Source organism: Terasakiella pusilla DSM 6293 (assembly GCF_000688235.1).
GTDB lineage: Bacteria > Pseudomonadota > Alphaproteobacteria > Rhodospirillales > Terasakiellaceae > Terasakiella > Terasakiella pusilla.
Window position 1 is genome coordinate 147949 of sequence record NZ_JHYO01000005.1, and the last position, 12057, is coordinate 160005.

A 12057-nucleotide genomic window follows, 5' to 3' on the forward strand; every position below is an offset into this window, starting at 1 on the left:
AAAACGAAAGGGTTGAAAATGAGACAGTACCCAGCTCGCCCTTGGGTTGGTATTGGCGTCGTCGTTCATAAGGGGCAGGATATTTTGCTCATTAAACGCTCAAAAGCCCCGAATAAGGGCGTTTGGAGCCTGCCCGGCGGAGCCCAAGACCTTGGTGAAACCATCATTGAAGGCGCCAAGCGCGAAGTTTTGGAAGAGACAAACATTGAAACCTGCGATCATTTCCTGATTGACTGCCTCGATTCCATACATCGTGACCAGCAGGGAAAGGTGGAGTACCACTACACGCTGATCGAAATCTCCTGCCTGTATCAATCAGGTATCCTACGTGCCCTAGACGACGCCACAAACGCAAAATGGGTGCCTTTCGACCAAATTCAAGGAATGAACCTGCCAAAAAACACCCAATTGATTATTGAGAAATCCTATCTTTCGCGGAAGGCTTCGTTGACGGACGAATAGACCGGCTTCAAGAGATACTGCAACAGGGTCTTTTTGCCCGTTGTCACATCCGCTTGAACCGTCATCCCCGGCATAATCCGGTTATTTTCCGGATCATAGCCCACATAGCTACGATCAAGCGTCACAATCCCTTTATAATAAGGCTCTTCTTTCTCATTCATAAAAGTAGTTGCTGAAATACTCGTCAATTCCCCCGTGATGCCGCCATATCGCGCAAAATCAAAGCTGGTTACTTTCACCGTCACCGGTTGGCCGACCCGCATATGCCCCACATCACGCGTGGTGATCTTGGTCTCTACGATCAGCTCTTTATCCAGCGGAACAATTTCTGTGATGGTCGCACCGGGTGCAAGAACACCGCCGACCGTGTTGGCCTGTAATCCCTTCACGATCCCACGTACAGGGGCGACCACCTCAAGACGCTTTACGCGATCATCCAACTTCGCCAGGCCTTCACGGATCTGTGCAAGCTCTGACGTCACCGACCCCATTTCCTGTAAAGCTTGTTCCTTTGATTGTGCGATGTCCTGCGCCAAGCGGCTTTGGGCTTCCTCATGTGCTTCTAGGGCCTTCAGACGTTGCTGGACAAGCTTGTTAACCTCCCCCCTCGCCTGATTGGCTTCACGTTTCAGCCCCAAATAAACAACCCTTGACGACAAACCTCGCTTATAGAGGTCTTCGCGCATTTGCAGTTCATCCTCAACAATACTGACCTGCTGGCGCATGGTGGAGACTTGTTCGTCAAACACGTCCAGTTCGGTGCGTGTCTGTTCGATCTGATTGATCAAGACCTGACGGTTGCTCTGCTGCGCGCTCGTTGTTACATCATAAATTGTCTGCTGATCTTTAATCAGTGCTGCATATTCCTTGCCTACAATTGAAAAGTCAGGCTCACGCCCTAAACCAACAGCGCGCAACCGTTCGGCCTTCAACAGCAGGGAGGCACGACGCGCCTGCATTTGTGCTCGTTCGGAATAGGCGGCGGCGGGATCTAAACGCAACAGCACATCACCGGCTTCTACAATCTGCCCTTCGCGCACCAAAATTTCTGACACAATCCCACCTTCAAGGTGCTGAATGGTCTGGATCTGACTAGAGGGCACCACTTCACCAAAGGAAATAGAGACTTCGTCCACTTCCGTTACGTAAGACCATAAAATAAAAGCAATGATCACGATCCCGACAGTCATCATCCCCGCACGAATAAGCGAAGAGCTGCCGGCCTCTTCCAACACAACAGATTGAGCGAGATAGCGTGTCTGTCGTGAACCGATTTTAAAATGAACCGGATGCAGCGGCTTATGGCCCTGAGTATTTTTTGTAACTTCTTTACCGCTCATAGGAATTCTTTCGGTAAGTGGGGTTTCACATCATCTGTCGGGCCGTACATTTTCATATGCCCATTTTCCAACCAAAGGATTTTGTCAGCGATCTTCAAGTGGCTTGGACGGTGGGTAACCATAAAGCTACACACGCCCTCTTCTTTCATTTTAGATACTGTTTTCATAAAGGCCTGATCGTCTTCAAAGTCAAGGCCATTGCCCGGCTCGTCGAACAACATAATCTTCGGCTTTTTAATGAAACAACGCGCCAAATTCAGACGTTGCTGGAAACTGGATGGCAACTGACCGCCAGTCCCTTCACCAATGCGCGTCCAGAACCCTTTGGGTAATGCTTCAATATCATCCAGAAGGTTGGCCTTACGACAGGCGTCCGCCACTTCTTCGTCAGACGCCGCCGGGTTTGCCAAACGCAGGTTTTGCGCAATTGTACCATAAAAAAACTGAGTTGCCTGCGGGACATACCCGATCATTTGACGCAGTTCCACCGGATCAAGCTGACGAATGTCGGTCTGATCAATGCGGATACTGCCTGCTTGCGGGATATACATGCCTAAAAGAAGTTTCAGGATGGTGGATTTACCCGATCCATTCCCGCCCAGGACGGCCAACACTTCACCCGGCTTAATATCAAAATTCACACCGACCAACGCCGGATCGGCATCCGGTGAATATCGAAGAGAAACCCGGCCAAATTCAATAAAACCTTCAATCTTTCGGTTAGAATTGACCATATCATCCTTATGTTCAGAATTGATGTTCATAAGGTTGTTAATTTGCGTAATCGAAGAACGTACCTGCTCAACCCGCGTCAGTGTCACAAAGCCAGATTGCAACGGTCCCAACACACGCCAGACCAAGATCATTGAAGCAACCAGTCCGCCAATCGACATCGCCCCTTCAAACACCCGAAAGACCCCAAACGCAATGGTTGCCACGCCCGAGGAGATCATCAACACATGCGAAATCGTCTGCAAATATGATGTCACTTGTGCAGATCTAAAACTTGCCATCGAGGACTGCGCCGACAACTCGCGATAACGCGCCAGCCATGTGTCTTCGGCATTGGTATATTTAATTGCGCGCATATTGGAAATGGTTTCGATCACCAGTTCCTGACGTTTGGAGCCAAATCGCGCGGTCGCACTAATCGCATCACGTACCATCGGCCCAAAAGCCAAGGCCGTCAGCCAAAAGAACACCAACATAAAGATAGGAACAAGCGCAACCGGACCGCCCAAAATAAAAATGACGATAACAAAAATGAAGGAAAACGGAATTTCAAACAAAACGACCGCCATTGGGCCTGTGAAAAACTCTCGCACCGATTCAAAATCTTTAATTCGGGCAACCTGCGCCCCAATCGTCGCACGTTCAGTAAAGGCCGGCGGCAAAAACATAATCCGCTTAAAAACTTCGTTGCCGACGATATTATCAATCCGTGCCCCCACAAAGGCGAAGATACGCGTTCGAATACGCCGTAGGACATAATCACAAATGATCGCAATACTGACCCCGATGCCAAAGTAGGCCAAGGTCGACATCGATCCGGTTGCAACAACTTTATCGTAAACCGCCATGACAAACAGCGGGGTCGCCAGTGCCAGCAAATTCAACAACAGGGTCAGACCAAGAATTTGATAAACGAGGGCACGGAACCGTTCCATCACCATCCAAAACCAGCCGATCTTGTGCTGGACAATCTTCTGCTCTTCAAAATCTACCGATTTAAAGAAATAGGCTGTCCCTTTTCGCACCATCTCTTTACCCGTTAGGGTACGATAGTCGCCCTCGCCACCATCAAATACGCGCAAGCCAAAATCACTGCGCGCCAAAGGTACGCAAGCCGCGCCATCATCCGGCACGAATAGACAAGGCATCAAGCGCGGATCGATCTTGTGCAGGTCCATGCGTTCCGGTCGGCTAGAAAACTGCAGGTTAGCCATAACATTCCGAAAGCCGGTCAAATCCAACTCGTCCGCAAAGTGCGGCATGGCTTCCGCAATATTGCGTTCTTGTCCACGCCAGCTCAATGCCAACAGCAGGATTTCTAAACAAGCGGCAAAATCCGAAATTTCTCGTAAGTTCGCTAACAGGGGTGATTTTTTGATTGAGTCCGCCGTTGGCGTCAATATGCTTCTTGGCGCATCAACGGGAACCTGCTTCACCTCAATTTGACCTAATGCTTCAGCCATCTTTTCCATCCGTTTCTTTTTTATTTCTCTTTTTCAGGATAAATCTCGGCTGGGCAGTTGGATCAACCTTTTCATTTTTGGGCGGAATAACCTGGATTTTGGATTTCACGGTTTTCACTTTCTCCGCCACGTCCCCCTGCTCCCCCGCAGGCTTGGAGACCGTCTTCGCGTCCTGTGGACCTTGTGAAGTCCTTGGAGGTTCAGGTTTTTCTGTCGGCTTCGGTGGTGTCACCTCCTGCTGCGTGATCTGCTGCGGTGCGGACTGACCAGTGGGGCGCACGTTCGCAGGCTGATGCGCTTGGGGCTGACGTTTTTCCAGATTGCCATCATTTAAATCATAAATCTCATCGGCCATCTTCAACAGGGACGGACGGTGAGAAACAAGGATAAGAGTCCGCTTGCCCCGCGCCTGCTCTAAAAATTCCGTCAAAACGCGATCACCCGCGCTATCCATGGCAGCGTTGGCTTCATCGAACAACAACACAACCGGATCCGTCATCAAGGCGCGGGCAATGGCCACCCTTTGTTTAATCCCGCGCGGCAGGGAATCATAAGCGCCGTTACCGACATTTGTGTCATACCCTAACGGCATCCGCGCAACCACATCGTCCAAGCCCAACAAACGCGCCATTCGCAAAGCTTTGTCCTCAAGCTCAGACTTAAACATGGTGAGGTTTTCGAGGATTGTCCCATTGAACAAAACCCCATGCTGCGGCAAATATCCAATTTTTCGACGCACACTTGAGGGGTCGAGTTCGTTTAAATCCATACCATCCATCAAGACTTGACCAGATGTCGGACGCATCGCCCCCATCATGATGTACAAAAGCGAACTTTTACCACTGGCGTTGCCGCCGGAAATACCGATGATCTGACCGGGCTCGACCTTCAGGTTAACATTTTCAAACAGTGCAGGACCATCGTCTTTGAAACGCAGTGTCACATCTCGTAGCTCCACACCACCACGATAGTTATTCCCGATGGCGGGGAGATTACTTTCTGACTCCGGCTGCAATTCAAAAACTTCACGGAGTTTTCCACGTGCCAACTGAATAGACTGGAAACGTGCCCAAATCCCTACAGCACGCTGTAGCGGTTGCATGGCCCGACCGGACAACATAGTACAAGCTGCCAATCCGCCAACGGTCAGTTGCCCATCGATCACAAAAGTGCTGCCAAATCCAACGACTGTAAACATGGTCAATTGCGAGAACAAAGCCCCAAGTCCCATGGCCGTAGAACTATGTTTGGTCACATCATAATCTGTTTTTGCACATGCTTCCTGCAAACGTTCATAACGACGCAACATCTGGGTTTCCATCGCCATCGATTTTAAGGTGTGGATACCGCCCAAAACTTCAATGATGAAGTTAAAACGTCGTTCGTCAGCTTCCATACGTTCCGCCAACGACCCGCGCAACGCTTTCCCCACAACCCACGCACTAAATGCAAAAAGAGAAATCAGAACGATTGGAACAAAAACCAGGCTCCCCGCCAGATAGCTGATCAACATAAGGAAAATAAAAGCGAAGGGCAGATCAAACAACGTCATCATTGCTTGGCCCGCATAAAACTCTTTTAAGGTACCAAGCGAGCCAATACGCTCCAAATGTACACCTGAGCCTTCTTTTTCGAAGTCGTTGACACTGGTGGACAATATACGTTCGATTGCAGCACAGCCCGCCATATGTTCAAAGCGCGCCCCAACCCAGCCACTAAGATAAGAACGCCCAATCCTTAACGCAGCTTCCAACAACAACGCCAGTGCAATACCGGCAATCAGCATCGCAAGGGTATTAAAAGAACTATTGGGGAGAATACGATCATAGATCTGAAGCAGAGACAAAGGCATCGCCAAAGACAACAGATTGATAAACAACGACGCAACGAGGATATCAAAAACACCAAAAGGTATCTTTGAACTTTTCCCCAAACGATCGAGCCAATCTATTTTTTTGTCTTTTTCTCGATAAAACATCTAGAACGCTTTTTCAACCAAAAGTGAAAACACAACCACTATTCTTTACTTTATACTCAATAACGCCAGAATATCACAGTAATTTAGATAAAATTTTATCTACTTGTGCGTTATAATTCAAAACCCTACAAACCAAACCTTGCCACAACCGTATTTAACGCTTTAGTCTAGTCAGAAATTAGCAAACAAATTGTTAAGAAAAGGACCGTTCCTCATGAGAAATTCAGTACTTATTTCTGTCTTCGCCCAAGATCAATCAGGTCTCATCGCTGCTATCACCGGTACTTTATTTGACTTGGGCATGAGCTTGTCTGCAACCAATTTTAACGTTTTGGGGAGTGGCGCTGAATTCACCACAGTCAGCGCCCTGCCACCGGACACCACAGCGTTAGAGATCGAAGAAAGCCTGAACGCCCTTGCCCAACTAGAGGGGGCGGACGTCAAAGTCTCGCCTTTCAACCTTGACTCAAACCAAGGCCCATCCGGCACCATAACCCATAAAGTCACCATTACCGGCGGGGATCGACCGGGCCTTATCGCACGACTATGCGAAGTTTTTGGACAATATCATGCCAATATCGTCCGCCTGAATGCGGATCGCATCCCTGACGGCACACAAGATCAGTATTTTGTTCAACTATCCGTTTGGCTCCCTGAAGAAAAAGCCGAGATTTGTCAGGCCACCATCGCAAATACGGCTGGCGAAATGAAACTCACATGTGAGTGGGAAGTGCTATAAAACAGCTTTCCTTTCTTCTTAACGAAATAGAAACCCCTGACAGGCAACATGATATAGACTTGCGCGGATTGCATTTATTTTCTAGTATCCGCGCGCTTTTGCTGTGTCTTGATTAGAGTTATTGGGTATGTCTTTGAACAAAAAAAATAAGTGCTTACAGTTGCCGCTAAAAACGGTCTTTGCAACTTGCACTGCGCTTGTCACTTTGCAGACTCTCCCCGCTTTTGCTCAACTCTCCATTATGGGGGTGCTCGATACCCGGTCACATTTCAAGCCAAAACAAACAGCCACACCACAAGTTAAACAGGTTTCAAATAAAGACACACTCAGCCAGCGTTTTCAAAATCCCCCTACCCGCAGTTTTACGCCCCCGCAAGTTTATAGCGCCCAACCAACGCTCACGAATGCACCCAACACGGCTTTTTCGGCTGAAGAAATTGGTTTCCATAAAGACCTTGGCATTATCACCGCATCCGGGAATGTTGAAATTATACATGGGGAGCGGATTTTGATTGCAGATACAGTTTCGTATAATCAAAATAAAAATGTCGTCACCGCATCCGGGAATGTCCAAGTTATTGAAGCGGACGGGAATGTGACCCTGACCGAATATCTGGAAATCACTTCTGACCTCAAAAGTGGGGTGGCAAAGCAGCTTGTTTTGTCACTCAGCGACCGTTCCACCATTACCGCCGAAAGCGCGGAGAGAAAAGAGGGGCGTTATACTATTGCAAATAACGCAACCTATTCGCCCTGCGCCAAATGCGCGGACGATCCGGAAAGGCCGCCACTTTGGAACTTATCCGCAAAAAAAATTCAGCATGACGCAGAGCAAAAACGTATCGAATACTCCGACGTTTTCTTTGAAGTTTATGACATACCTGTCATGTATTTTCCATACTTCACCCATCCCGACCCTAGTCGGCGGCGCGAAACAGGCTTCCTTTCCCCCAGCTTCGGCAGCCGTGGAAACCTTAACGGGTTCATCAGCACTCCCTACTTTTGGGAAATGGGGCCATCAAAAGACCTGACCCTAATTCCAACATGGTATTATGACCTGGATCAACTGCATATGGATGCAGAGTACCGTCAGCACACAACCGATGGCGAAATGAGTCTACGGGGCAGCTTGACTTATGCAGATGGCGGTCCCGGATCGACAGATGCCACAGAAGAAGAGTTTCGCGGTCATATCGATGCAGAGGGACTGTTTGATATTAACCAGACCTGGCGCTGGGGGTTCGACGTCAATCATGCCTCAGACGAAACATACATTCGCCGATATGGCATGGACGACAACACCGAAAACAGTCATCTCACCTCAGATTTGTACCTCGAAGGTTTCCGTAAACGAAATTATATGAAAGCCAACCTGAACATTTATCAGGAACAGCGCGAAGCAAACACAAACGATCTGCAGGATGGGAAACTGGAGTATCAATTCCAGCATATTAGCACACCGTCTTCGACGGGATCCTACCTTCGCCTCGACGGGAATATGTATGGCATCAACAGCAAGAATGACAGACGAACCACCCGTCTTTCTGCCGACACATCCTGGGTTGTACCTTACACATCCTCAACCGGTGATTTGATTACATTGGATGCCAATCTGATCACAGCCGCTTATTATGTCTCAGGCTATTCTACAGGCAATGAACCCGGTCGATATACCGGCGCACAAGCACGCGTTGTTCCTAGCCTGTCTCTAGAATGGAAGAAACCACTTAGCCGGTCACACATGGATGGACGTGCAAACGAAGTTTTGGAGCCAATCATAAAAGTGTCCGCCGCCCCCAACGTTGGCAACAACTATAAAATCCCAAATGAAGATAGTCAGGACTTTGAATTCGACGATACCAACCTATTCAAGACCAACCGCTTCTCAGGGATTGACCGGATTGACGGCGGTCAACGGGTCGACTTCGGGTTTAACTGGGGTATTTACGGCCAAGAAGGCGGCTTTAGTGAGATCTTCATGGGGCAAAGCTACCGTCTGAGAAATGATGGAACCTACGGCCTCAACTCCGGCCATGAAGATAACCTGTCCGATCTCGTCGGTCGCATAAAAGTCAGCCCCTCACGCTACCTCGACCTCCTCTATCGTTTCCGTCTTGATAAAAGCAACATGCAACTGAACCGTAGTGAAACAGCCATGACCGTTGGGCCTGATTCAACCAAATTTACCCTCTCCCACCTCTATGTAGAGAGTGAGAGCGATGATGCCGAATACGGCACACGTGAGGAAATCTACGGGAGTCTGGAAAATAAAATTTCCAAAAACTGGTACTCCTCCATCGATGGTCGCTATCGTATGAACGCCCCGAAAGGAAGCGTTTCTTACGGGGGAAAAGTTGGCTATGCAGATGAGTGCACCGAACTCTACCTTGATTTCCGACGCAATTTCTCTGATGACCGTGACATTGAGCCTGCAGATTCAATCACCATCAGACTAGAGCTTAAGAACCTCGGCGGTATCGACCTCTTCTAACCCCATAAAAAAAGGGTGGTCCAAGACCACCCTTTTTCATTATTGATTGACCAATAGACTAATCAACCATTCTTACTTTGACATAAGAGCCTGGTGCATCTTCAAGCGGCTTATATTTCTTGTTGCCAGGTTCACGGGCTTCAACCTTCCCACCAGAATGGCGGCCAATCCATTTCTTCCAATCCTGCCACCATGATCCCTCATTTTGAGTGGCCGTGCTCAGCCATTCATCGGGATCAGCGGTTTTCTTTGTATTGGTCCAGTAACCATACTTGCCGGAATTTTCCGGGTTAATAATCCCGGCAATATGCCCGGACCCACCCAGAACAAACTTACATGGCCCGCTGACCAGCTGCGTCAACGTGTAAGTCGACTTCCAAGGCGCAATATGATCATCATGAGTCGAAATCATATACATTGGCGTTTTGATCTGGCGTAAGTCAATTGGCACCCCATTCAGCTCAATACCGTCCGGTTGGGACAGCTTGTTTTCCAGATACATTTTACGCAAATAAAACTTATGCATCATCGCTGGCATACGGGTCGGATCAGAGTTCCAATAGAGCAAATCAAACGGGAACGGCTCTTTCCCCAACAAATAGTTATTTACGAAGAAAGACCAGACCAGATCGTTAGCACGCAACAGGTTAAACACCTGCGACATCTCAGACCCTTCAAGGTAACCGAGACGTTCCATATGCGCATCGAGCAGGTCCATCTGTTCTTCGTCAATGAAGACGCGAATTTCACCCGCATCAACAAAATCTGTCAGGGTCGTAAACAAGGTTGCAGATTTAACTTTATCAGCTTTACCAATACGTTCCAGATAAGCCAGTGTACAAGAGGTCAACGTCCCACCGATGCAATAGCCCGCCATATTGACTTGTTCAGCACCCGTAATTTCTTGGATGACGTCAATGGCTGTCACCGGGCCTTCCTGCATGTAGCAAGAAAAGTCTTTATGGGCCAAAGTTTGATCCGGGTTAATCCATGAGATCACAAAGACCGTATGGCCTTGATCCACGGCCCATTTGATCAAAGAGTTTTTGGGCTGCAAATCCAATACATAAAACTTGTTAATCCATGGCGGCACGATCAACAGCGGGTTTTTATTCACTTTATCCGTTGACGGCGCATATTGGATCAATTGGATCAGGCTATTTTGATACACCACCTTCCCCGGCGTTGAAGCAACGTTTTTACCCAGTTCAAATGCCTTCACATCCGTCATGGATACGCGCAGTTTACCCTTACCTTCTTCCAGATCATCCAGAAAATGCTGGAACCCTTTGAGCAAGCTTTTGCCTTGCGTTTCCACAGCTTCTTTCAAGACAGTCGGGTTCGTCGCGATAAAGTTGCTGGGCGAAAGGGACTGAACAAAATTTCGGGTATAAAAATCGACCTTGGCTTGGGTATTTTCATCAATACCTTTGACATCTGCCATGGTGCTTTTAATCCAACGCGCCGTCAGCAGGTAATACTGCTTCACCGCATCAAAATAGATTTCTTCCTCCCACGCCTCATCTTTAAAGCGTCGGTCGCCACTGACCGGTTTGGCGACAGGCTCGCTCGTCTGCCCCAGCATCCGTTGGGTCACATGCTGCCATAAGGCCGTATATTCCTGCCATAACCCCATCTGAGCTTCCGCCAGTTTTTGCGGGTCCTGCATCAATTGGGTCGATGCCTTTAAAAAGGCTTTGCCAACCACATATGGATCAGGGATTTGAAAGCCATCATCTTCGGCCTGTGCCTCCAGAAACTTTGTCATGATCCGCTGAGAGCGATCCGCAAAATCCTGCATTGAGTCTAATATTTCCTGCTGGTCCACGTTCAGCATATTTGGCTGTTTTTCAGACAATCCCCATTCCTCCCGAAAATGTTTTGTTCACATACATTGTGCACAGTTCAATCTAATTTTGGATTAATGTCAAATTTGAAGTTGCTCGTTAGAAGGGAAAAAACCTTGCAAATAAATCCCCTACATTTCCAAGCAACCGACAAATAGGCCCAACCCTTTGTTTACCAAGTTGTAATTAAGCCAGCCTAGCCTGCCAGCAGCGCGAGCGCCTGCTCATGCAATTCCGGTGTTGCCGCCGCGACAAGCCGCCCGTCCCAGTCTAGGGTCACGGGTTCACCGTCCCATCCGGTAACGATTCCACCTGCCCCATCAATCACCGGCACCAATGCCATCGCATCATACGCTTGCAAGCCTGCTTCAATCACCAGATCAATATGTCCACTAGCAAGTAACGCATACGCATAGCAATCCGTCCCGAAACGGGTACATTTGACCTTTGACTTTACGCGACCAAATGCCGTGCGCTGATCATCACTGAACAAACCTTCGTCGGTCGTAAACAAGCTCGCCTCCTCCAGCACCACACCTGTTCGGACCCGACAAAACTCGCCATTATATTTGGTACCTTCAGCCGTGCCGACCCAGCGTTCCTGCATCATTGGGACATCCAACACACCGATTTGCGGCTTGTTATCTTGCAGATAAGCAATAAGGGTACCGAACCAAGGCGCACCGCAAATAAACGAGCGCGTGCCATCGATGGGGTCGAGCACCCACATATGTTTGCCATCCCCTTCTTTGATGCCGTGTTCTTCCCCAAAAATGCCGTGATCGGGATAGTGCTTTTCAATCAAGTCACGCATCGCGGCTTCAGCATTTCTATCAGCCACCGTGACCGGACTATCATCCGCTTTGTCAATCACCCCCAGATTGCTTCTAAAAAATGGTTTGATAACCTTGCGGGATGCCTCAGAAAGACTTTCGGCAAATTCTAACAATTCCTGTGACATACGGCGTTCACTCCATCAGCGACAACTGTCTGAAAATAATAAAT

8 protein-coding genes are annotated in these 12057 nt (G+C 48.5%); 3 read left to right on the plus strand and 5 right to left on the minus strand.

The features are described 5' to 3' along the window. The first annotated feature begins 18 nt into the window (after positions 1-18). Positions 19-462 carry an NUDIX hydrolase gene (locus tag Q397_RS21175; protein WP_038012872.1) on the plus strand — a complete coding sequence of 148 codons (444 nt, stop codon included), beginning with the start codon at positions 19-21 and terminating at the stop codon, positions 460-462. Here the strand turns inward: Q397_RS21175 and Q397_RS0104965 are convergent. Genes Q397_RS0104965 through Q397_RS21185 form a run of 3 tightly spaced genes read right to left on the minus strand, consistent with a single transcriptional unit; the run spans position 426 to position 5975 of the window. Beyond that, positions 426-1802, minus strand: coding sequence for an HlyD family type I secretion periplasmic adaptor subunit (locus Q397_RS0104965; protein WP_051609730.1), 1377 nt, complete (start codon positions 1800-1802; stop codon positions 426-428). The genes Q397_RS21175 and Q397_RS0104965 overlap by 37 nt on opposite strands. After that, positions 1799-3997 carry a peptidase domain-containing ABC transporter gene (locus tag Q397_RS21180; protein ID WP_084148948.1) on the minus strand — a complete coding sequence of 733 codons (2199 nt, stop codon included), beginning with the start codon at positions 3995-3997 and terminating at the stop codon, positions 1799-1801. The genes Q397_RS0104965 and Q397_RS21180 overlap by 4 nt, the downstream gene beginning before the upstream one ends. Next, entirely contained in the window at positions 3990-5975 is a 1986-nt protein-coding gene (locus tag Q397_RS21185) for a peptidase domain-containing ABC transporter (RefSeq protein ID WP_051609731.1), read from the minus strand. Before Q397_RS21185 ends, Q397_RS21180 begins: the two co-directional genes overlap by 8 nt. Before the next feature lie 214 nt (positions 5976-6189). Between Q397_RS21185 and Q397_RS0104980 the strand changes: the two genes are divergently transcribed. Next, entirely contained in the window at positions 6190-6714 is a 525-nt protein-coding gene (locus Q397_RS0104980) for a glycine cleavage system transcriptional repressor (protein WP_028878460.1), read from the plus strand. Positions 6715-6841: 127 nt separating this feature from the next. After that, positions 6842-9205, plus strand: coding sequence for an LPS-assembly protein LptD (locus Q397_RS0104985; RefSeq protein ID WP_028878461.1), 2364 nt, complete (start codon positions 6842-6844; stop codon positions 9203-9205). A 58-nt stretch (positions 9206-9263) separates the two neighbouring features. Here the strand turns inward: Q397_RS0104985 and Q397_RS0104990 are convergent, their stop codons facing one another. Continuing rightward, positions 9264-11063, minus strand: a complete 1800-nt coding sequence (locus Q397_RS0104990; RefSeq protein WP_338056274.1) for a PHA/PHB synthase family protein — start codon at positions 11061-11063, stop codon at positions 9264-9266. A 185-nt stretch (positions 11064-11248) separates the two neighbouring features. Then, positions 11249-12013, minus strand: a complete 765-nt coding sequence (hisN, locus tag Q397_RS0104995; RefSeq protein ID WP_028878463.1) for a histidinol-phosphatase — start codon at positions 12011-12013, stop codon at positions 11249-11251. Positions 12014-12057: the final 44 nt, after the last annotated feature.

Coding starts and splice junctions, on each gene's coding strand:
- Q397_RS21175 (WP_038012872.1), top strand. CDS start 19: ATGAGACAGTACCCAGCTCGCCCTTGGGTTGGTATTGGCGTCGTCGTT.
- Q397_RS0104965 (WP_051609730.1), bottom strand. CDS start 1,802: ATGAGCGGTAAAGAAGTTACAAAAAATACTCAGGGCCATAAGCCGCTG.
- Q397_RS21180 (WP_084148948.1), bottom strand. CDS start 3,997: ATGGCTGAAGCATTAGGTCAAATTGAGGTGAAGCAGGTTCCCGTTGAT.
- Q397_RS21185 (WP_051609731.1), bottom strand. CDS start 5,975: ATGTTTTATCGAGAAAAAGACAAAAAAATAGATTGGCTCGATCGTTTG.
- Q397_RS0104980 (WP_028878460.1), top strand. CDS start 6,190: ATGAGAAATTCAGTACTTATTTCTGTCTTCGCCCAAGATCAATCAGGT.
- Q397_RS0104985 (WP_028878461.1), top strand. CDS start 6,842: ATGTCTTTGAACAAAAAAAATAAGTGCTTACAGTTGCCGCTAAAAACG.
- hisN (WP_028878463.1), bottom strand. CDS start 12,013: ATGTCACAGGAATTGTTAGAATTTGCCGAAAGTCTTTCTGAGGCATCC.